Consider the following 20,525-nt stretch of genomic DNA (forward strand, 5'->3'; position numbering starts at 1 on the left):
TAGCCTCCATTATATTGACCGCTTTGCTTCCTTTTTTGAATTTTTACTTACTTCACAGGTAGAATAACTTTTTTCCTCCTCTTCCATATATCGCCTTTATGGCGGGTGGGTACGGTGTCACCAAGTAGTTTGCCCCATGGTTTAAGGCCGTCTATCCGGTCGAAAATGATTTTCAACACGGCCAGGAACGGAATGGACAAGAACATGCCAGATAGTCCCCATAGCATATTACCCAAAAATACTACGATTATGGACATGAGCGCGTTGATTTGAACCTTTGATGATACGATATTTGGTACCAGGATATTGTTATCAATGAACTGGATTACCAGGTAGGCCCCAATTACGCCCAATTGTGTCGAGTAGCCATCTTTGGTAACTGTAGCCATCAATACAGGCAAGGCTATGGCAATAATGCCGCCCAAATAGGGCACCAGGTTAAGGATAGCGCCGATAACGCCAATCAGGATGCCATACTTTACACCAAGCAATATAAGCGCCAGCGAATTCAGCGCCGCCACAATTATCATCTCAATTAACAAACCTATGATATAACTTTGCACAGCGGCTTTGGTTTCCTGCAATACATCGGCTACGCGTTTGGAGTTCTCCTCAGAAAACACTTCGTAAAAAAAGTTGAGCAGTAAAGTTTTATAATAAAGTACCAGGAAAACATAAACCGGTATAATAAATATCAACCCAAATATACCTAATACCGAACCCAGGGTACTACCCAATAGCGATTGGCTGTTATTCATTGCCTCTTTAATGAGCAAATTTTGTTTTTGTATGGGGTAACCAAACGTTGTTGCCACCCATGATTGCGCCGAGGCCGAGATAGTTGCAAATTTTTGCTTCAGCACGGGCAGCGAATCGCCAAACTGGATTATTTGGGTAGATAGAAAATAAAACAACCCCGCTATTGCTATGGATGCCAACAACAAGGTAATGGAAATAGCTAATGCTTTAGGCACCTTTTTCTTTTCCAGCCAATTGCAAACCGGGTTCAACAAAATGGCGATAAATAAGGAGTATGCTACGGGTACAAAAACATCGGCCAGCTGGTAAAATATGTAAACCAATAAAATGAGCCCGAACATGATAACGGTGCTCTTAAGATAAAACGGGTATTCTTTGGCAGGCATAAAACAAGGTAATAAAGTATTACCAATTAATGGGTTAAACGCCCAATTGTTTTACGGATATTAAATGTTTATGCATTTAAAATAAAAATGTCATTGCCTTTGGTCTAACAAAAGCAATGACATATCGGTATTTCTCTAGATTTCGGTTGGTTATTTCGCAGTCAACGTAATTGTAGCAGCAGGCAAGCCTTTTGATGTTGCTGTAAATGTAACAGCGCCTGCTTTTTCCTTTGCCTGTACAATGGCCAGTGCTAAGCCGTGGAAAGCTTTACGGTACGATACCTTGAAAGAATCGTGTGTAACAGGATCGCCGTTATCAACGCTGGCAACAAAGGCGGGGCCGCTTATTTTAAAGTCGACCAGGTTATCCGCATCGGGGACTACGTTGCCATCTTTATCCAATATTTTTACGGTGATGAACGATAGGTCTTTTCCGTCGGCTTTGATCAACTTACGGTCAGCCGATAGTTCGATCTTAGCCGGCTCGCCGGCAGTATGGATAAGTTTGGTTAACACTACTTTGCCATTCTTACGCGATACGGCTTTTAGCGTACCTGGCTCATATTTTACGCGCCACATGATGTGCAGATCGTCGCCGGTTTTCTTTTTGGTGCCTAATGATTTGCCGTTCAGGAAAAGCTCCACTTCATCGGCATTATTGTAATAAGCCCAAACGTCAACCATTTTGCCCGGAGTCCAGTTCCAGTGCGGGAAAATATGCAGTACCGGCTTATTTGTCCACTCGCTTTGATACATGTAGTACACATCTTTAGGGAAACCGGCTAAATCAACAATACCAAAGTACGAACTACGCGACGGCCAACTATATGGTGTAGGTTCGCCTAAATAATCAAAGCCTGTCCAAATGAACATCCCCGAAAGGAAATCATATTTCTTCATCACCTTCCAGGTCATCTCATGGGTCGATCCCCATGGTGGTCGTACGTTGTCATAAGCCGACACATTATTACCTTCTCTTTCAAATGGTTTATCCCATTTTTCGGGCCATACACGGATGCTATCTGATGGCATCTCATAAAATCCGCGTGTCTCCAGTCCTGATGTTGTTTCGGTAGCTATGAATTTTTTACCGGGATAGCGGTCATGAAAACCAGCGTACTCCCCTTCATGGTAATTGTAACCCACTAAATCTAACGCCCCTGAAGCTATGATCTTATTTTTTGCATCCGGGTTGTTGTTGGCTGCTGTAATAGGGCGGGTAGTATCAAGGCTATGCACTATGGCAGCAAGCTCCGGTGCTATCCTTAAAGCCGTTGAATCATGCTGTTGCGGAATTTCGTTACCAATACTCCATATCATTACGCTGGGGTGGTTACGGTCGCGCAGTACCTGGTCTTCTAAGTCGCGTTTATGCCATTCTTTAAAAAACAGGTGGTAATCATATTTAACTTTTTCCCATTCCCAGCAATCAAAAGCTTCATCCATTACAATGAAACCCATTTTATCGCAAAGGTCAAGCAGCTCCGGCGCAGGTGGATTGTGCGAGGTACGGATACCATTACAACCCATTGCTTTTAATATTTGCAACTGGCGCTCCAATGCGCGGGTGTTGATGGCCGCGCCAAGGCTACCCAGGTCATGATGATCGCATACGCCTAAAATTTTTATGGCTTTACCATTCAAACTAAAGCCTTTATCCACATCAAAATTAAAATAACGGATGCCCACAGGGGTAGTATACTCGTCGATAACGGTTTTGCCGGATAGTACCTGCGTAACCGCTTTGTATAAATATGGTTTATCAACACTCCATAAGGTTGGATTTTTTACTCCAAGGGTCGTATTTGTTTCAAATATGGTATCCTGTAATTGTGCTTTAGATGGTATTGAGCCGCCGCCTGCAACTGCTTTACCAAGGGCATCATATAATGTAGTTTTTACAACCAGCCCAGCAGCAGATGATCCGTGTTTTACGCTTACTTTGATATTTACTTTTGCCGATGCAGCACTTACGTCCGTCGTGGTTACAAAGGTCCCCCACTGGTTAATAGCAGTTTTAGCGGTAGTAACCAGCCACACATTCCTGTAAATACCAGAACCGGAATACCAGCGCGAATTTGGCTGAACCGAATTATCAACCTTAACAGCTATAACATTATTACCCCCAAAGTTTAGATACGGAGTTAACTCATAGCGAAATGAAATATACCCATTAGGCCTGAAACCAAGCAGGTGCCCGTTAATCCACACTTTGCTTTTTTGGTAAACGCCGTCAAAATCAATGTATACCAATTTGCCTTTTGATGATGCCGGAACGGTAAATGATTTACGGTACCAGCCTATGCCTCCCGGCAGTGCGCCACCTTCGGGTGTTGCAGGGTTATCTTTGCTGAATTTGCCTTCAACGCTCCAGTCATGGGGCAGGTTAAGGCTGCGCCATTTGGCATCGCTGGTGGCGGGCTTTTCGGCATCAGCCACCTCGCCTAGGTTAAAGCGCCATCCTTTGTCAAAATCCAGTGTTTGACGGGTTTGCTGAGCAAACGATTTGGCGCTAAAAAACAGCGCGACAAGCAACAGGCCACTAAGCTTAATGACCTTTTGGAAAGATTTTATAGCGTACATAAAGGCAACAATTGGATTAAATGTAATTACGACACTAAATTATAAATAATTGTGGGATTTAGAAATAAAGAACCTTTCATCCTAACGCACGAAAGAATGACAAGCTTCATTTTCTGTCATCCTGAGCGATAGCGAAGGATCTATTGTACGCCATGCATAACCGCCAACAAAGTTCGCGAATAGATCCTTCGTGCCTCAGGATGACAGTCTTTTATTTTTGAATGTAATTTCCCCGTTCCAAGTTTCTCGAAATTTTACCACTCAGAATAACAGTAGTATAAACTACAACTGTCCGGGACGTGGTATGGTGAATACGATCACTTCTTCACCGTATTCACCATGCTAAAGCCTACCAGCTCGTCCCAGCGGGCCGTTGCGGGGCGGTAGTAAACCAGTAGCTGGTAATCGTTTTCGGTTTCAAAATGGCTGCCTTCAATGGGTACATCGTCGGCTTTTTTAGTTGTGTTATCAACCCAAACATATTCGTAATCATAAACGCCCTGCTTTAGCAACAGGTTGATATAATAGCGGCCATTCTCGTCGCGCGTAAGTTTACTGCGTTCGTCAATTTTGTAATCGTTAAACATGCCTACAATGTATGGCGTGCCGTCGCCTCCGGTGGTATTTGCGGCCAGGCTAAAATACACGCGGGCATAATCAGCGTCGTTACGTGGGTCGCTGCCGTCCTGGTTCAGGATATAAAACTTCCCGTTGTTATCAAAGTACTGTACATAATTGGGGTTATTGCGCCAGGGGTCGCCAATCAGCACCACTATGTTGGCGGTATCTTTATAAATCCTGGCCACCCTTTGCGAATTGAGCTTAAGCGTACGCAAATCAAACAGCCTGAATTCGTTACGGCCCGGGAAATCGTTAATAGCTACATCATTATAAACTAACGAAGTGCCGCGGATATTGGTAGGCCGGTTATTTAAAATACCCGTTGATGTACGTGCATTCTGCATTACAAAAACCCGGATATCATAGGATGGATTTTGCACCCTGAGACTCCCATAGTCGACAGTGAAGTTTAACTTTTGATTGGTTTGGCGAGTTTGCGTACTTGGCGAAGCAAGCGTATTGGCCGCAATTGAAACCTTTTGACCCACCACGTATAAACGGCGGGTAAGGATCATTTTGGATTGATCACCATCCTCATAAACCTTCAGGATGTAATTGCCGGATATTTTGGGCGCGATATTATCATTGGGAATCTGCTGCTCGTAATGGGTATATTTTTGGAACGTACCTATGGAGTAGCTAAAGGTATAAAACCTATCGTCCTGGAAACTTTGCAGGTACTCGGCCGGCGAAAGGTTTGAAGAGTTCCAGTTGGCGTCACAATGTTCGATAGTGTAATTGTAATTGCGGGTGCCGCCACGCAGGTCATCAAAAGCCAGAAGCACTTTATCATCGCTGCCCAGGTTTATAACCGGGAATGGCTGCTTGCCTGTGCCGTTAAACTCCACACTTTTAATGGCAGGATTATAAACATTGTTATCATAAGGGGATTGAGCAAAGGCCCGAACCGAGAGGCAGGTAAAGAGTAATAAGTAAACCAGCCTCAAAAACCGAGCGTCATTGCGAGGCACGAAGCAATCCCCGATATGCAAAGTGGCCTTGCAAGGTTGCCTTGTATAGTTGGGGATTGCTTCGTACCTCGCAATGACGGGTTTCATAGATATATTTTACTTTAAAACTATCTCATTGCGAGCGCAGCGTGGCAATCTCTTCGGGTGCAAAACGAATATGCACAGTTCGCGATTGCTTCATTCCTCGCAATGACATGTTTCTGGTATGTAATACTTACGCTTCCAGTTCCAAAATCTGCTCCGCCAAAGTCTCCCATTTTTGCTGAATTTGTTTCAGCTCGGCTTGCTTTTGGTTGTAAGCGGCGTTGGTTTCTTTTAGCTTTTGGCTGTCGGTGTATATTTTTGTATCGGCCAGTTTGGCTTCAAACTCTTTCACTGTTTTATCAAGCGCGGCAATTTGTTCTTCCATTTTGGCCAGGTCCTGATTCAGTTTTTTTAACTGCTGATGCTTGTTTTCGCCGTGCTGTTGTTTAGCGGGCTCGGGCTTCTTCTCCTCTTTCTTAGGCTGAGGTGCAGGTGCTGCCGCTTTTGGCTCTAACTTGCGTTTTGAATACCACTCGTCAAATTCGGCGTAGGTTCCAGGATATATTTTTATTTTTTGATCTTCAATAAACCAAATCTTGTTGGCCACATTATCAAGGAAATACCTATCGTGAGATACCACTATGAAAGTACCTTCGTACTGTTCCAGGGCCTGGATCAGGATATTTACCGATTGCATATCCAGGTGGTTGGTAGGCTCATCCAGTACCAGGAAGTTTGCATCGGCTGTAAGTGCCTTGGCTAAAGCCACACGCGATTTTTCCCCACCCGATAATACTTTGATCTTTTTAAACACATCATCGCCGGTAAACAAAAATGAGCCCAAAATGGTACGCAGTTCGGTATCGGTATGTTTTGGCGCAAATGCCTGCAATTCCTGTAAAATCTGGTGTTCCAGGTGTAATGATTCCAGCTGGTGCTGGGCAAAAAAGGTAGTACTCACGTTGTGCCCGGTGGTTACTTTACCGGTATAATCATGATCGGCATTGGCAATAATGCGCAGCAAGGTTGATTTACCTTTACCGTTGGCCCCAATCAAAGCAATTTTATCACCTTTTTCAATTACGGCTTCGCCACCATCCAAAATATCAATTGCAGGGTATTTTTTAACAATATCCTCTAAGGTTACCACGTGCCTGCCCGATTGTTTAGAGAAACGGAAGGCAAAGTTTACTGATGGGTTATCATCATCCACGTCATCTACCCGCTCCATTTTATCAAGCATTTTGATACGCGATTGCGCCATTTTTGCTTTGGATGCCTTGGCGCGGAAACGCTCGATCAAACGTTCTTCCTGTTTTATTTTTGATTGCTGGTTTTTAAACTCACCTCGTTGAATTTCTTCTCGCAGCGCTTTTTCTTCCAGGTAGAAAGTGTAGTTGCCCGCGTAAACAGTCAGCTTACCTTTGCGCGATTCAACCGTGCGGTTAATAACCTTATCCAAAAACCACCTATCGTGCGATACGATGATGATGGCACCGTTAAAAGCTTTCAAATAATCTTCCAGCCACTGGATGGATGGTAAGTCAAGGTGGTTGGTAGGCTCATCCAGTAAAAGGATATCTGGTGCCTGCAAAAGGATTTTGGCCAGCATTACGCGCATACGCCATCCGCCCGAAAAAGTGCTTAGCTTACGCTGGCAATCCTGTTCGCTAAAGCCCAAACCGGCCAAAATTTCGTGCGCTTTGTATTCAATGTTATAACCATCCAACAGTTCAAACTCGTGCTGTTTATCGCTTAGCTTGTTTATCAGGTCTTCGGTATAATCGGTTTCGAGTTTTTTTAGTAAAACTTCTATCTCGTCGTGCAACTGGTTTTGGCGCTCAAAAGCTTCCATGGCCACATGCACAATATTTTTATCAGATGAGTATGACAGCAAATCCTGGTTAAGGTAACCCATGGTAAGGTCCTTAGCCATTGATATGGTGCCCGATGTAGGTTTATAATCGCCTACAATAATTTTCAGAAGGGTAGTTTTACCTGTTCCATTGGCGCCTATTAAACCAATTTTTTCACCGGGTTTTATATGCCAGTTGGCTTCATCGTAAAGGGCCCGCGCACCAATCTCAAACGTAAGGTTATTTATAGCAATCATTTGGGCGCAAAGATACGGTTTTTGAGCCGTATTTAGGCAGACCCGAGGTGAAAGGTAAAAGGCTAAAGATGAAAGGTATTAAGATGATAGAAAAATGATATTTTCAATCGACAGGTATAACACGAATGGACTTTCATGACTTAGTCAAAAAAATCACCTTCAATCCTTTCCCCAAAAACCTTTTGCCTTTTACCTTTCGCCTACCTATGCTCCCACCGCTTTCAGCCACGTTTGGGCCATCAGGGCTTCGCCGGCTACACTGGGATGTACGCCGTCGCGGTTCCAGTAGGTGGCCGGGGCAATTTTCTCGGCTTTATCAAATGCCGATTGATAGGGTACAAAAACGGCCTCATATTGTTCGGCTACATCTTTGGCTGCCTTGCGGAACAAATCAAACGTTGGGTACCATTTATCGTCAACCGCTTTAACGCCTTTTTCGGCAAAGGGCTCGCAAATAACCAGTTTTATATCCGGCAGTGCAGCCTTGGTACGGTCTATCAGTTTTTTATAATCGGCAATATAATTATCTATAGTTCCGGTATAGCCATTGGTAAGGGTATGCCAAAAATCATTTACACCTATGTGAATGCTCAATACATTGGGCTTTAGCGCCAGGCAATCGGTATCCCAGCGTTCGGCCAGCTGGTATACTTTGTTACCGCTAACTCCTTTGTTATAAATTTTCAGGTTTTTATCGGCATGAGTAAGCAATAGCTGCGATGCGGCGATAAGCGCGTAACCCGACCCTAAGGCACTGGTTGTATTAAATTCGGTATTATTATGATCGCGGCCCCAATCGGTAATGGAATCGCCCTGGAAAAGCACCACATCATCGGTATTAAAACTGATTTTTCTTGATGGTTTAGTGTTGGCTAATGCAGCCGAAACTATCTGCGGCAAGCCCATTGCAGCGATGGTACCCACCGATGCTGTTTTTAAAAAATCACGGCGATTGCGTTTAAAAATATTATTCATAAATGGTTTGATAGATTTGATTTTGGATTTCCGAATTTACTGATTTACCCGGCTTTTTTAAATTTTGTTGAATTTTGTACCAGCATTTGCCCTAATAATATAATCTGCCAGCTTAATTTTCATAAAATTCTGGTTTATACAGCTATTAGTATTTGTTAACTTCGCGCCATGTATTTTTTATTAAAACCCATCCTGTTCCAGTTCGATCCCGAAAAAGTACATTATTTTGTAACCCGCAATTTAAAGCGCTTTAATCGTTTTCCGGGTGGCGCCGCGTTAAGCCGGGCCATATGGGATGTAAACAACCCGCGATTGGAACGTGAGGTATTTGGCCTTAAATTTAAAAATCCGGTTGGCCTTGCCGCTGGCTTTGATAAAAATGCCGAACTGATGGGCGAAATGGCCAACATAGGTTTTGGTTTTGTAGAGATTGGCACAGTTACCCCACTGCCCCAGCCCGGCAACCCACAGCCTCGCATGTTCCGCCTACCGGCAGATGGTGCACTCATTAACCGCATGGGCTTTAACAATTTTGGAGTTGACGTAGCTGCCGAACGGATAGCAACGTTCCGCAAAAATGCCAAAGGCGCGCAAAGGAGCCTGATCATAGGCGGTAACATTGGCAAAAATAAGGTTACCCCCAATGAAGATGCCGTAAGCGATTATATTAAATGTTTTGACCGCCTTTTTGATGTGGTTGATTATTTTGTGGTGAACGTAAGTTCGCCCAATACGCCCGGCTTGCGCGAGTTGCAGGAAAAAGAGCCTTTAATGAACCTGCTGAATACCCTACAGCAACGTAATTCAAAAAACGGCATCAGCAGGCCTATCCTGCTCAAAATAGCACCAGACCTCACCGATTCGCAGTTGGATGATATTGTAGAGATTGTACAGCAAACCGGCATTGCCGGCCTTATAGCCACCAATACAACCATCAGCAGGGAGAATTTAAGATCTCCAGCCAGCTTAAAAGACGAAATGGGCGGACTAAGCGGCATGCCGCTGACCAAACGCTCAACCGAGGTTATCAGCTATATTCACAAAAAATCAAACGGATCTTTCCCGATAATTGGAGTGGGCGGCATACACTCTGCCGATGATGCCATCGAAAAACTAAATGCAGGCGCATCATTGGTGCAGCTGTATACCGGTTTTATTTACGAAGGGCCGGGGTTGATTGGGAGGATAAACAGGAAGCTGCTTCAAAGTAGTTTCTGAACCGGAATTTATCGAATTAAGGAATTTTTTGAATTTTCTTTTTAAAATTCTGGCAATTTGATGAATTCGACAAATCCCGGTTCAGAAAATTCCTATCAATAAAAAATCCCACCGGTTTCTGAAACCAGCGGGATTTATAAGATCTTTTTAAGCGCCAGGCGCCTGAAAACAGATAGATTATTTACCGGCAGCGATAGCTAAAGCTTCGTTGTTTTTTTGGATCTGGTTGCCTTTTTTCTCGGCAGAACGGCTTCCGTACTCAAGGTTAGTAGCCAGTTTTAAAAACTGAACTTCTAAACGTGAAGTAGTTTTGTTTTTTCTATCTTTTCTTTTTAAACGTGTAACGCCCATGGTGTTGTTATTTTAATGTTTTTAATACCCTTGAGGTCGGGAGCGGATTCGAACCGCTGTAAAAGGTTTTGCAGACCTCTGCCTAGCCACTCGGCCACCCGACCCTAATTTTAGGATTGCAAAAATAGTAATTTATTTATTGCAAAGCCAATATTTATTTCATTGAATTTCTTTTTATTTCAGAACACAGTACGGCAGTAGCTATCGCCACGTTCAATGACTCGGCCTGCCCCGCCCTCGGGATGGTTATTTTAGTGGTTATTAACCGCTCAATATCAGTGCTTATACCGTTGCCTTCGTTCCCCATTACCAATAACCCCTCGGTGCCAAAAGCAGTATTGTAAATATTTTCGCCGTCCAGCATCGCGCCAAATATCGGCAATTTAATTTGTGGCAGCGCTTGCGCCAGGTTGGTATAATGTACATTTACACGCGCCAACGAGCCCATGGTTGCCTGCACTACTTTGGGGTTGTATACATCAACCGTGCCCTCGCTGCATATAATATCATTAATGCCAAACCAATCGGCGGTGCGGATAATGGTGCCCATATTGCCGGGGTCCTGTATATTATCAAGCACTAAGGAAAACCTATGTTTAAGGCTATCGTAATTTAAAGTTGGCCATATTGGTATTTTAACCAAACCAATTACCTCCTGCGGCGTTTTCAAAGTGCTGATTTTTTCGATATCCTTCACCGAAATCTCCTGAAAGTTTATTTTTCGGGATAAATTCAGCATTTTTGGGGCAATTGCGCCGGTATGGTATACCGTATCAACCTGGTAACGTGAACCTGTAAATTCAACAACTGATTTATAGCCTTCAACCAGGAAAAAACCATGCTCCCTGCGAAATTTTTTATGTTGTAAGGATGTTAATAAACTGATTTGTGATTTTGAAAGCATACAAAAAACCTGCTGGTTACCGTCTTGCAATATTAAGTATTTTACTGCTCATAATAGGCTCGGGCTGTAGCCTTACCCGTGGCATCAGCAAAAATCAAACGCTGGTGCGTAAAATTACCATAAAAGGCATTGACGAACAATTTGAAGAAGCCGCGTTAAATTATGTTGATAAAGAACAACAGCCAAATAATAAGCTTAACCTGCAATTTTATTATTGGTTTAGCAATCATGGCAAACGCAACATAGGCGAGGCCCCTACTTTACTTGATAGTAACCTGGTTGAGTACTCGCGTTTCCAGATGGAAAAATTCATCCAGAACCGTGGTTATTTAAAAGCAAAAGTTACTGATAGTGTTATCATCAAAAAACAACGCGCCGAAATAGTTTTTACTACCGTAGAAGGTCCGATGTTTCACATCCGTAAGCTTGTGGATAGCATTCCGGATAAAAACATTGCCAACCTTTACCACGCCAACCGCAACAGTATGTCGCATATACAACCCGGAGGGCGTTTTGACATGGATAGCCTGGCGCATGACCGCGATGAACTTTACCTGCTGATGAAACGTAACGGCTATTTTGACTTTTACCGCCAGTACGTTAATTTCACCTACGATTCTACCTTCAACAGCAGCGTGGTTGATATTAAAATGATGATTGATAACCCGGCGGGTAAAACAGAACATCCGGCTTATAAAATTAATAATACACTAATAACCATCTCTGCAAGTAATGGTAAAACAACCGGCAAAGCCGATACCTTGCAGGTCGATTCGCAATTCAGGTATGTAGATTTCTCCCACCGGTTTAAACCTCGGGTGGTAATTGATTATACTTTCCAGAAAAAAGGGCAATTATATAACATCGACAAACAAACATTAACTACAACCAGGCTTTCGGAGTTAAACGTTTTCCGGAACGTGCCCAACCCCACATATGAAAAACTGGGCGATAGTACACATCGCCTTAATACCAAAATTGACATTATTCCGCTTAAACATTACTCAGACCGGGTTGAGGGCGAGTTTCTGTTTGCAAACGGCAGGTATGGTTACAATGTGGGTAATACCTTTACCAACCGAAACCTATTTAACCAGGCGGCAATTCTGCAGTTAAAACTCAACTGGAGCATTTTGTTTGATAACGGAACAAACACCACCAATAGCGATAATATACAAAACCAGGAGCTTAGGATGGGGGCTAATCTCATTTATCCCCGTATCATATCGCCCTTCAGCTTCCCGCTTTTAGGGAAATTCGGGGTGCCGCATACCACCTTCTCAACCAACTACTCCTTGTTTTATCAAAAGGGCCTGGTAACCCGCCAAAGTTTTGTAAACTCCATTAGTTATGACTTTTATGAAACAGCCCGCAAGCTGCATACCATTACACCAATAAATATTGAATTTTCAAGAGGCGTTATTGACCCTGCTGCAATGGACAGCCTATTGGCCTATAACAGGCAGGCTTACATCAATTTAATAGGCCGAACTGTATTTACAACCGGTAGCCAATACACATTTCAGTACAACGCTATTGAATTGAACTCCTATGACAACTTTTTGTACTTCCGCGGAAGCCTGGATGTTGGTGGCAATTTTCTGAGTCTGTTAAGCAATACCTTTAACACACCACGGGACGACTCAGGTCAACGCAAATTCCTGGGCTATACTTTTAGCCAATATGCGAAGGCCGAGGGAGACATACGCTTTTACCGAACGCTGGGCGGCGAGAAGCAGCTTATTTTCCGTATTAACCCTGGTATCGGAGTGCCGTATGGCAACAGCAACCAGCTGATATTTGAAAAAAACTTTTATGGCGGCGGCGCCAATGATATGCGCGCCTGGCTGCCACGTACATTAGGCCCTGGAAATTTTGATAGGGCGGCTTATTACGGCACTGATGTCACCGGGCGCGCCCGTTATAAATATCTTGACCAGTTTGGCGAAATTAAATTAGTTGCCAATGCCGAATACCGTTATAAACTGATCAATAACTTTTTTGGCGCAAAGCTCAAAGGGGGTGTTTTTGTTGATGCCGGCAACGTTTGGCGCCTGGGCAAAAAGGCCGAAAGCCCAAATGGCGAATTCAGGTTTGATAACCTTTTGCAATCAACCGCAATTGGGATAGGCACCGGCTTAAGATTCGATTTAAGTTTCTTTGTATTCAGGCTGGATATGGCCTTTAAGTTTAAAGATCCGCAGTTTAGCGGCAGCGATCAATGGGTGCTTATTAAACACGCCGATGAATTGTTTAAATCGGGCAACTTTAAAGAGGCATACCTTAAAGCCAACGCCACCGGTGTTGATAGCAAGGGCAACATTGTTGGCGATAGCTACAATTTTATGCAGCTGAACTTTGGGATAGGGCTGCCTTTTTAATTATTGAATTATCGATTTAGTGAATTATTGAATTGGGAAGGGTGGCTGGGTTATTCAATTTGTAACTTATCTGATTTCCCGTCTAATAATCTAAAATTCCAATAGTCCATCATTCTCTTCTTCTAAAATTGTAATAATTCTCAAACAGAATTGAACTGCATTATAAGAAGCGCAGCCGCCTGTCCAATAATCTCAAAGTCCTCAGTTCCCTGTCAAAAAATCTATCTTGATTCTTGGCTCTTGATTCTTGACGCTCTCCCCTACACCATATTCTTCAATCCGTCAATTATACTTTCAAAAAATGTTGGGATACTGAGGTTGTTGTGGTAATTAAAATACAGGAAGATACAAAAGATGATTACCGCTATAATAATAAACCGCTTAAACATATAAGCCAGCAGCACCAATATTAACGGTATGGCAACTAAAAGCACCCAGCTAATGTGCCATGGGCTTAGTTTACTATCGTGCTTGTAAATGTAATACAGTATGGCGTGGGTGCCGGTTTCGTTCATATGCTTGGCATACAAAAACGTAGATCGGTCTATCTTTTGGCGGTAAAAAGCAACCCCTTTTTCAAATTTAAGCTGATACTCAAACCCATTCATTACAAAAGTGAACAGGCCATTTACTTTCTCCTGCGTTACGCCAGCCGTGTCGGTTGCTACTATGGCCACCTGGTCAACCGCGAAAGGATTTTCTTTAACTACAAAATGGTTTATGGTTATTGCATCAGCAAAAACAAAACTGTGGGCTGCTATAACAAAGCAAAATAAGAGCAATAATTTTTTCATCTGTCAATAAACCTTCAGTAAAATGTACGCAATAAAAATAGTGTTTTTTACACTACTTATTCAGCAAATAAATAGCCGCGTTAAGTACTGCGGCAAAACTTACCCAAAGTAAATAAGGCCATAACAGCCGGCCTGCGGCCTTGCTAAACTTATAAAACCAGTTGATGTTTAAAATAATGCTTAGCCATAGTAAAATAATAACAATAAGGGCTCCCGGCACCTGGTGCAATCCAAAAAACACTATCGACCATGAAAAATTCAGGGCAAGCTGTGTAAAGTAAATGTTGCGCGCTATGATGTATACAGGCTTACGACTGCGGTGTTTCCACACCAGGTGAGCTGCAGTAGCCATCATAATGTATAACGCTGTCCATACCGGCGCAAACAACCATGGCGGAGGGTTAAATGATGGTTTTTTGAGTGTACTGTACCAACCGGCAATTTCGGGCCTTGTAAATAGCGAAGCCACAAAGCCAATGGCCAGTGTAATTATTAAACTGATCAGGAACGGAAAAAATTGAAACTTTCTGGGTACGGCCGGGATCATCGTTTACTTAACCATCAAAAATGCAATAAGTTTGCCAATATTTACAATACGATTATCCAAATAAGCATTTTGAAAATCACAAATGTTTTAGGTTAGCGGTAATTGCCAAAGTTGGCAAAAATACAATGATAAAAACTTATAAGCTATATACCGGCGCCGATGGGCACTCGCATGTACAAACGGGTACAGTGGCCGAAGGTCTTTTCAACCAGGCATCAAGCATCCGGTTCCAGGAATCGCCACCGCATTCATTTTTTGATTGGCACAATGCCCCTGCCGAGCAGTATGTGATAACCTTATCAGGCACCCTTGAGTTTGAAACCCGTCCCGGCGAAACTTTTATTGTGCGCCCCGGCGAAATATTGATTGCCCTGGATACCACCGGGACCGCCCATAAGTGGAAACTTGTTGATGACCAGCCATGGCGACGAGCTTATGTAGCTTTTGATGCCGGCCATGAAATAAATTTTGTGCCAGACGGTGTTTAAAAAAGTCATGCTGGCCCGGCATTGCTGCCAAACCAGCTCCCTGCCTGCAAAACAATCATTCTGTCTTGCTTGCAGGGCCGGTGTTTTGCCCCGATAGCAAACCGGATGACCTTTAAACTTCTTTAATCGGGCTTAATTCTTACATAAACGGTACTAAAGCCATCAGAAACGAACACGTCGTTTTGGTATAAGGTATCGTTGCGGATAATAAAAGCGGTAGGGTTTTGGTTGTTAATCTTCAACAGGTCAAAAGTTTCGGTAGCCGAATACTTATAGTTCCTGGTTATCGAAAACTTACCAGACAAGGTAAGCGAATCTTTTTTATACATTTTAAAAGTACTGTCGGCTCCATAAACCTGGGTAAATGAGTAGCCCAGGCCTTGCGGTGTGAGTGTAACCCCACCTATACCACCTACAGATTTTACCCACCGCCAACTGCCTGTTATTTGTGTAGATGTTGGGACCGGCAAGCCATCTTTATTACACGAACTAATGCCGCAAAGCGCCGTGGCGGCAAACAACAGGACAAAGTATTTCATTTTTTTGGGTTATACTAAGGTATTACGCAAGTACCTGATCTTTTGCTACAGCGCATTACATTTTTTTGCAAAAATGATTTTATATAATTAGTTATGTTATTTTGCACCAAATTTTTTTGTATCGTTAAACCATGATTATAGTTATTCAATGTAAAGACCAGGTGGGCCTGGTTGCCTACATAGCAGCCATATTAGCCAAACAGCAATTAAACATAGTATCCATGCGCGAACATGTAGACCAAAACGAAGGGCTGTTTTTTATGCGGGTTGAAGTTGACAATAACCAGGACGATGCACAACTGGAGCGACTATTAAAACCCCTGCTGCCTGAGGGCGCCATGGTTATGGTAAACCCCTTGCCTCACAAAAAAGTGGTAGTACTGGTAACCAAAGAATACCATTGCCTTGCCGATATCCTTATCCGCAATTATTTTAACACATTAGGGGCAACTGTACAATGCGTTATTGGCAACCATGCTACACTGCAGAACATTTGCGAACGCTTTGATATGCCTTTTCACCACATATCACACGAGGAATACTCCAAAGAAGAATTTGAACAGCAGGTAATACAAACCATTGAGTGTTATACGCCCGACTACCTTGTGTTGGCTAAGTACATGCGCATCCTATCTCCATATTTCGTAAGCAAATTCCCTATGCGCATTATCAATATTCATCACTCTTTTTTACCAGCATTTATTGGCGCAAATCCTTACCGTAAGGCTTTTGAACGTGGTGTGAAGCTCATTGGTGCAACCGCTCACTTTGTATCAAACGAGTTGGACGAGGGACCTATTATCGCCCAGCAAATCATCCCCGTAAACCACACATTTACAGCAGCAACTATGGTAAAAGCCGGGCAGGAAATTGAAACATCAGTATTAGCCAAAGCCCTTAAGCTGGTATTTGAAGACCGGGTATTTGTATCAAAAAACAAGACTGTTATTTTTGAGTAAACAGCTTGTTACATAACTCCTGATTAACACTAACCAGTTATTTTCGCCCTTAGATTTCTTATCTAATGCTATCCCTATGAAAAAACTTTTGTTTATTTTACTGTTTGCTATTTGTGCTTCTGCGTGTTTTGCGCAGCGTTTTACTGTAGCTACCTACAATTTACGTAATGACAGCCCCACCAACGATGATTCCGTGCGTGGCAACGGGTGGAAACAACGCCTGCCTGTTGTTGCAAAGCTAATCCAATTTCATGATTTTGACATCTTTGGCACCCAGGAAGGGCTTGTTCATCAATTGCATGATTTAACCAAAGCGATGCCAGGCTATAATTATACAGGCATCGGCCGCGATGACGGGAAAACAGCCGGCGAATTTTCGGCTATATTTTATAAAACCAATAAATTTAAGTTGCTTAAGCATGGCGATTTCTGGTTATCAACCATAACCAACCGCCCCAACAAAGGGTGGGATGCAGCCTTGCCACGCATTTGTTCGTGGGCATCGTTCCGGGAAATAAAAACGGGTTATAAATTCTATTATTTCAACTTACATATGGACCACATCGGCGTAGTAGCCCGCCGCGAAAGCGCCAAACTGGTTCTGCAAAAGATCAAACAAATGACGGCTAATCAGCCGGTAATACTATCAGGCGACTTTAATGTCGATGAAACTTCAGATAGTTACGCTATTATCAACACATCCGGTAAATTGAAGGATGCATATGAACTATCTCCCATAAAATATGCCGGGACTGGCACTTTTAATGCTTTTGACGCCGAAAATAAATCAAAAGGGCGGATAGACCACATCTTCCTGAGCAAAGATTTTTCTGTAAAAAGATATGGTATCCTCACCGATACCTATCGCGCCTTGAACCAACAAACCAATAAATACGAAACTAAGCTGCCGTCAGACCATTTCCCGGTAATGATAATGGTGGACCATAAATGATCCACCATACATCTGAGATTTAGTTGATTATAAAAAGATCTTTGTTATTCTACTACAAGCGTGGCTATGGAATGTGGCTGGCTGGTTGTTTTAGCAGCTTTACCTTTTATCCACAGGCTATATTCAATTTTTTCGTCCGTTTGGTTCATCACTATTACGGATAACTTGCCGTTAGGGTTTAGGTAAGCGGTAGTTAATAATTTATCGCGGCTGGCTACGGCTGCAACCCGCCTGGCACCAGGCTGAATGTACTTGCTAAAATGCCCTAAATAATAGTATGAGCTGGTGTAAATAAGGCTGCCGTTACGTAAATCGGCGTGTATCGGGGCAAAACAGAAGTTACCCACATGGTTAGGGCCGCCTTTTTCATCCAGCAGAATGTTCCAATCTGTCCATGCTACGGTACCGGCATTAAAATCGTTTATCATTGATAATCCATAACGCTCACCAAGCGACCAATCGTTAATTTTATTGAAGTCGAATTTTTCGATACAACCTTCGGTAAAGATCAGGTTTTTAGCAGGAAAAGCTTCGTGTGTGCGCCTTAGCGACTCAAATTGTTGCCCGGCGCCCGTCCAAGTTTCATACCAGTGAAAACCTATGCCCCACACATATTTAGCGGCGGCAGGGTCTTCAAGAATGGTGCTGGCCTGCTGATATAACAAATCACGATTATGATCCCAAATAATAAGCTTTTTAGCGCCCAGGCCCTGCTTTTGTAAAGTTGGGCCTAAGAAGTTCTTTACAAAATCGCGCTGCTCTTCGGCGGTGTATTTACACGATTCCCAGCTTTGTGAGGCCATGGGTTCATTTTGTACCGATAAGCCCCAGATAGGCACGCCTTCATTTTCATAAGCCCGTATAAACTTGCCAAAAAAATTGGCCCAGCTTTGATAGTATTTTGGCAATAGCTTACCACCATGCAGCAGACTATTATTATCCTTCATAAATGCGGGCGGGCTCCATGGCGATGCAAACAAAGTAAGTTTGCCGCCGGCCGCCGCTATAGCTTCTTTTATAAAGGGTATTCGGTAAGCCCTGTCATGACTAATACTAAACGTCTTAAGTGCGCCGTCACCCTCCTTGATATAAGAGTAGCTATCACTCGAAAAATCGCAGCTTTGGATATTGGTACGGGCCATGGTATAACCTATCCCCTTATCTTTATCGTAGTAAGCGGCTAAAAGTTCTTTTTGCTTATCCTTAGGCAGTTTATAAAACGTTTCGGCAGCGGCATCGGTAAGCGCACCGCCAATGCCTAACATGGTTTGGAACGACTTTGCCGGGTCAACAAAAACAGATACTTCCGTTTCGCCGGGTTGGGGGCTATCCTGAAACTTCAAGGTTTCGGTAGTTTTAAACCTCATACCCGGTTGATTATCAGAAACTATAACTTTTACCCTTTTATTGCCTATAGAAAATGGCACTTTAACCTGGGCGTTGGCCATTGGTAGCTGCAGTAAGCCACTTGCAATAAAACAGGCAATTATCGCTTTTTTATTCATGGTCAATATTAATTGGTGTACCGGCGGGCAAATCGCCATTAGGAAAAGCGGTTCCGGTGCTCCAAATTAAAAGAGTTAATTTGAATAAAGCAAATAGCAAGGGCAATAATTAGTTGATTTATAGCTTTTTAATTAGGAATTGATACGGTTTAATACCAATAAAAAAAATCCAAATAGCATTAATAATCAAATAGTTAAAAAATCGGGAACGATATCGGAAAAATGTTTTGATACGCTAAGGCACATTTGTGTATTTTATACACTCTGCATGTCCGATTTAGCCTTTTGCTACTCAATTTATTGCTTTTTCAGCTCCTCCTCTATCCGCAGGCTTTCTTTGTGAATAGCGTTCATCAGCTCGGTAATAAAGGTTTCTGACAGGCCTTCTTTTTTTCCTGCTTCAACGGCCTTTTCAAGTACCTGCTTAAAGCGGTCGGCCTGTAATGGAGCGATATTATTTTTGGCCTTGTAAATACCAATCTCCTTAACCACCTGTTCGCGCTGGCCCAACAGCGTAATAAGTTGTTTATCAAGCGAATCAATTTTATTACGGCTTATCTTCAGGGTTTGATCGGTGCTTTTAGGGGTCTCCATCGGTACAGATTGCGCGGTGGCTAAATTGAGGTTAAACAGATACATCAATAACAAAACTACAATTCGGGTAAATGTTTTCATACCACAATTTAATAAAATTAATCTAATTAATTTGAAGATTTGAAAATGGAAGGGGGCAAAAAGTTTCAAAAAATAACAAAAAACCGCACAAAAAAGCAACTGGTTATCAGTTTTGGATAATAAAAATACCAGCATTCGGCCATTTTTTTATAACAGGTATCGCATTGTCGCTATAGCTACAAAAAAACCGGGTCGCCATACCCGGTTTTATCTTAAATAATCATTCCGAATTGTAATTACTTATCGCTATTATGCCCGCGTTTGATCATTTCCTGAACTGCCCTGGCTAAAAGCTCCTTTCCGTAGTCATCAAGGTTAGTTTGTTTGCCGCCGCCGTTAATTTCGTAAACAATCCGTCCGTTGTCATTCTCGGCTACCAGGTCATCGCTGTTGATACTACAGGATGCCGAACCATGGGGCGAAATAGCTTTGATACCCTTGCCGTCCTCGGTAAAGTAGGTTTGGCCGCGGTATTCAATCTTTACTGTCCTGCCGTCGGCATTTTCAATAATGGTGGTGTGCCGGCCGCCAAAATGGCAAGCCGTAGCCAGCAACATAACTGCTGCAATGGCCATAAATTGTTGTATTTTTTTCATGATGATATGTTGTAGTGCTGCTTTCATCACAAAGCTAATACAAAACACAGTACTATACAATACATAGTACCATATTTATTGGAAATATTTTTCGCTGGTTATATTTTCTGTCCATGACGAGTTCGGGGGTCAAATAAACATTGGTTTTGAACGCTGGCCACTACTCATCCCCCCAAGCACTCCC

Annotated in this window: 18 protein-coding genes and 1 tRNA gene; 5 read left to right on the forward strand and 14 right to left on the reverse strand. The window is 42.9% G+C overall.

Going from position 1 to position 20,525, the window contains the following annotated elements; all coding sequences use genetic code 11:
• Positions 1 to 47: 47 nt before the first annotated feature.
• The 5 genes from BMX56_RS24620 to BMX56_RS24640 all read right to left on the reverse strand — a co-directional run bounded on the left by BMX56_RS24620 (position 48) and on the right by BMX56_RS24640 (position 8,432).
• Entirely contained in the window at positions 48 to 1,145 is a 1,098-nt protein-coding gene (locus BMX56_RS24620; protein ID WP_090652355.1) for an AI-2E family transporter, read from the reverse strand.
• 150 nt (positions 1,146 to 1,295) lie between these two features.
• On the reverse strand, positions 1,296 to 3,728 hold the full coding sequence (gene galB / locus BMX56_RS24625) for a beta-galactosidase GalB (protein WP_090652356.1): 2,433 nt from the start codon (positions 3,726 to 3,728) through the stop codon (positions 1,296 to 1,298).
• Positions 3,729 to 4,045: 317 nt separating this feature from the next.
• Positions 4,046 to 5,197 carry a type IX secretion system plug protein gene (locus tag BMX56_RS24630; protein WP_255369912.1) on the reverse strand — a complete coding sequence of 384 codons (1,152 nt, stop codon included), beginning with the start codon at positions 5,195 to 5,197 and terminating at the stop codon, positions 4,046 to 4,048.
• Between the two features lie 337 nt (positions 5,198 to 5,534).
• The gene (locus BMX56_RS24635) at positions 5,535 to 7,457 is read right to left on the reverse strand and encodes an ABC-F family ATP-binding cassette domain-containing protein (protein WP_090652358.1); all 1,923 of its coding nucleotides are present in this window, start codon (positions 7,455 to 7,457) and stop codon (positions 5,535 to 5,537) included.
• A gap of 204 nt (positions 7,458 to 7,661) precedes the next feature.
• The gene (locus BMX56_RS24640; protein WP_090652359.1) at positions 7,662 to 8,432 is read right to left on the reverse strand and encodes an SGNH/GDSL hydrolase family protein; all 771 of its coding nucleotides are present in this window, start codon (positions 8,430 to 8,432) and stop codon (positions 7,662 to 7,664) included.
• A gap of 168 nt (positions 8,433 to 8,600) precedes the next feature.
• Here BMX56_RS24640 and BMX56_RS24645 point away from each other — a divergent pair, with 168 nt between their 5' ends.
• The gene (locus tag BMX56_RS24645) at positions 8,601 to 9,650 is read left to right on the forward strand and encodes a quinone-dependent dihydroorotate dehydrogenase (protein WP_090652360.1); all 1,050 of its coding nucleotides are present in this window, start codon (positions 8,601 to 8,603) and stop codon (positions 9,648 to 9,650) included.
• Positions 9,651 to 9,827: 177 nt separating this feature from the next.
• On the opposite strand, the gene BMX56_RS24650 is transcribed toward BMX56_RS24645, so the two are convergent.
• The 3 genes from BMX56_RS24650 to BMX56_RS24660 all read right to left on the reverse strand — a co-directional run bounded on the left by BMX56_RS24650 (position 9,828) and on the right by BMX56_RS24660 (position 10,905).
• A complete protein-coding gene (locus tag BMX56_RS24650) occupies positions 9,828 to 10,001 on the reverse strand; it encodes a spore protein (RefSeq protein WP_090652361.1) in 174 nt (57 codons plus the stop codon).
• Between the two features lie 33 nt (positions 10,002 to 10,034).
• Positions 10,035 to 10,105 (reverse strand) — tRNA-Cys (locus BMX56_RS24655).
• Between the two features lie 50 nt (positions 10,106 to 10,155).
• A complete protein-coding gene (locus BMX56_RS24660; protein WP_090652362.1) occupies positions 10,156 to 10,905 on the reverse strand; it encodes a TrmH family RNA methyltransferase in 750 nt (249 codons plus the stop codon).
• Between BMX56_RS24660 and BMX56_RS24665 the strand changes: the two genes are divergently transcribed.
• Positions 10,896 to 13,286 (forward strand): translocation and assembly module lipoprotein TamL, encoded by a 2,391-nt coding sequence (locus BMX56_RS24665; RefSeq protein ID WP_090652363.1) that lies wholly within the window; start codon positions 10,896 to 10,898, stop codon positions 13,284 to 13,286. The two genes, BMX56_RS24660 and BMX56_RS24665, sit on opposite strands and share 10 nt — an antisense overlap.
• A 260-nt stretch (positions 13,287 to 13,546) precedes the next feature.
• On the opposite strand, the gene BMX56_RS24670 is transcribed toward BMX56_RS24665, so the two are convergent.
• Positions 13,547 to 14,080 carry a hypothetical protein gene (locus tag BMX56_RS24670; RefSeq protein ID WP_090652364.1) on the reverse strand — a complete coding sequence of 178 codons (534 nt, stop codon included), beginning with the start codon at positions 14,078 to 14,080 and terminating at the stop codon, positions 13,547 to 13,549.
• A 52-nt stretch (positions 14,081 to 14,132) separates the two neighbouring features.
• Positions 14,133 to 14,627 carry a TspO/MBR family protein gene (locus BMX56_RS24675; RefSeq protein ID WP_090652365.1) on the reverse strand — a complete coding sequence of 165 codons (495 nt, stop codon included), beginning with the start codon at positions 14,625 to 14,627 and terminating at the stop codon, positions 14,133 to 14,135.
• A 125-nt stretch (positions 14,628 to 14,752) separates the two neighbouring features.
• Between BMX56_RS24675 and BMX56_RS24680 the strand changes: the two genes are divergently transcribed.
• A complete protein-coding gene (locus tag BMX56_RS24680) occupies positions 14,753 to 15,115 on the forward strand; it encodes a cupin domain-containing protein (RefSeq protein ID WP_090652366.1) in 363 nt (120 codons plus the stop codon).
• A 122-nt stretch (positions 15,116 to 15,237) separates the two neighbouring features.
• On the opposite strand, the gene BMX56_RS24685 is transcribed toward BMX56_RS24680, so the two are convergent.
• Positions 15,238 to 15,654 (reverse strand): hypothetical protein, encoded by a 417-nt coding sequence (locus BMX56_RS24685; protein ID WP_143065523.1) that lies wholly within the window; start codon positions 15,652 to 15,654, stop codon positions 15,238 to 15,240.
• Positions 15,655 to 15,785: 131 nt separating this feature from the next.
• On the opposite strand from BMX56_RS24685, the gene purU reads away from it, so the two are divergent.
• Positions 15,786 to 16,613, forward strand: a complete 828-nt coding sequence (purU, locus tag BMX56_RS24690; RefSeq protein WP_090652368.1) for a formyltetrahydrofolate deformylase — start codon at positions 15,786 to 15,788, stop codon at positions 16,611 to 16,613.
• Positions 16,614 to 16,689: 76 nt separating this feature from the next.
• Positions 16,690 to 17,565 (forward strand): endonuclease/exonuclease/phosphatase family protein, encoded by an 876-nt coding sequence (locus BMX56_RS24695; protein WP_090652369.1) that lies wholly within the window; start codon positions 16,690 to 16,692, stop codon positions 17,563 to 17,565.
• Positions 17,566 to 17,609: 44 nt separating this feature from the next.
• Here BMX56_RS24695 and BMX56_RS24700 read toward each other — a convergent pair whose 3' ends face one another.
• The 3 genes from BMX56_RS24700 to BMX56_RS24710 all read right to left on the reverse strand — a co-directional run bounded on the left by BMX56_RS24700 (position 17,610) and on the right by BMX56_RS24710 (position 20,341).
• Complete coding sequence (locus BMX56_RS24700) at positions 17,610 to 19,070, reverse strand: glycoside hydrolase family 30 protein (protein WP_090652370.1); 1,461 nt, start codon at positions 19,068 to 19,070, stop codon at positions 17,610 to 17,612.
• A gap of 297 nt (positions 19,071 to 19,367) precedes the next feature.
• Positions 19,368 to 19,745 (reverse strand): chorismate mutase, encoded by a 378-nt coding sequence (locus BMX56_RS24705; protein WP_177183907.1) that lies wholly within the window; start codon positions 19,743 to 19,745, stop codon positions 19,368 to 19,370.
• A gap of 236 nt (positions 19,746 to 19,981) precedes the next feature.
• Positions 19,982 to 20,341, reverse strand: coding sequence for a hypothetical protein (locus BMX56_RS24710; RefSeq protein WP_143065524.1), 360 nt, complete (start codon positions 20,339 to 20,341; stop codon positions 19,982 to 19,984).
• Between the last annotated feature and the right edge of the window lie 184 nt (positions 20,342 to 20,525).

Source organism: Mucilaginibacter sp. OK283 (assembly GCF_900110415.1).
In the GTDB taxonomy this organism is placed as follows: domain Bacteria; phylum Bacteroidota; class Bacteroidia; order Sphingobacteriales; family Sphingobacteriaceae; genus Mucilaginibacter.